The sequence below is a fragment of the Bacillus sp. EB V-12 genome, assembly GCF_056158125.1.
The window spans coordinates 1-1347 of record NZ_JBUXJL010000053.1 but is presented as its reverse complement, the minus strand read 5'-3'; the positions used below and the strand labels follow the sequence as shown (position 1 = coordinate 1347).

Sequence of the window (1347 nt, the reverse complement as noted above, 5' to 3'; positions counted from 1 at the left end):
CGCGAAGGATAAGCAAGGAAATAACCTGTTTGATAAGTCCTATGTGAATAAAGATGCGTTTGCTTCTCGACTTGCATTAGGAAAAGTCGAAAAAGCAGTCGAGGGAGTAAAAGGAGAAACGTTAGAAAGTGGTCATCAAAATATGGGACAAGTCGGTGCTCTTGTCGGTGCTTCTACTGCTGCATTTAAGAAAGCGTATAGCGCAGACCATAAGGCTGGATTTATGAAACAATTCCCTGCAGATATGCCGCAACAAGAAAAAGAAGCAGCATGGAATAAGCATTTAGATCAAAAAGTACAAGGATTTCAAAATCATGCGCAACAAGCGGCAGCATCAGCTGGTATTGTACAGCAAAAAGACGGTACAAACTATGCGAATAAAGAAGCTTTCGCGTCTCATTTATCACAACAGTTACAAAAAAATCCTGGCTTAAATGCTATGGGTGTATCTAGTGTGGCAGGCATTCAGAAGGCAGTCAACGGCGTGAAAACGCACGGTTTGACAAGTGGAACAGGAAGCCAGCAAGCAAAACAAGTAAATAATGTTGGGAACCTGGTACAAGCCTCTACAGAATCCTTTAAACAAGGCTATGCTGCAGAACAACAGGCAAGCTTTATGAAAAAGTTGTCTCCAACTATGTCTCAACCACAAAGAGAGCAAGCTTGGCAGTCTCACTTAAATGAAAAAGGAAATGAATTTAAAGCAGTCGCACAACAAGCGGCAGTACAAGCGGGAGCGATGCCCGTACAGGCAAAAGATACGAGTGGTAAGAGTCTACATAATCAATCGTATATTAATAAAGATGCCTTTGCTTCGCAATTAACGAAAGGTTTACAAAACCATGCAAGTCTTGGAACGGTGAGCCAACAAGTAGGTTCTGGAATTACTAGTGCGATTCAAGGTGTTCGTTCACATGGCGTTGCGACAGGTGGCGCAATCAATAAAGCTGTATATGCAGCGACACAAACGCAAGCGAGTATAGCACGTGCAGGAGATCTTTCCGTTGCGGAAATTGAACGCTCTTATGCAGATGCATCAACAAGTGTAGCGAATATTGCACAAAGTGCTGGTAAAATGTCTATCCCAACTTCAGCAGTGGGACGTATGACACAGCAAAGTACAAAACTTGGCATGAGTGTAATGGAAGGTGCGAAACACCTTATGCTTGCGGATCGCATTGATACGGTATCAAATGCATACTTTAGTGCAGCGAGTGCTGTTCAACAATCCGGAGGGAATGCAGTACAAAGAGTGATAAGTGGGACTACTGCTGCAGTTAATACATCATTAGGTGGGAATGCAGCAGAGCGTCACTATAATGTGACAAAAGGCTTAAGTTACGCTGT

General features: G+C 43.1%; 1 pseudogene. It reads left to right on the top strand.

Annotated elements, in window-relative coordinates:
- Positions 1-1347: pseudogene (locus ACZDYH_RS30340) on the top strand (hypothetical protein); the annotation flags it as partial.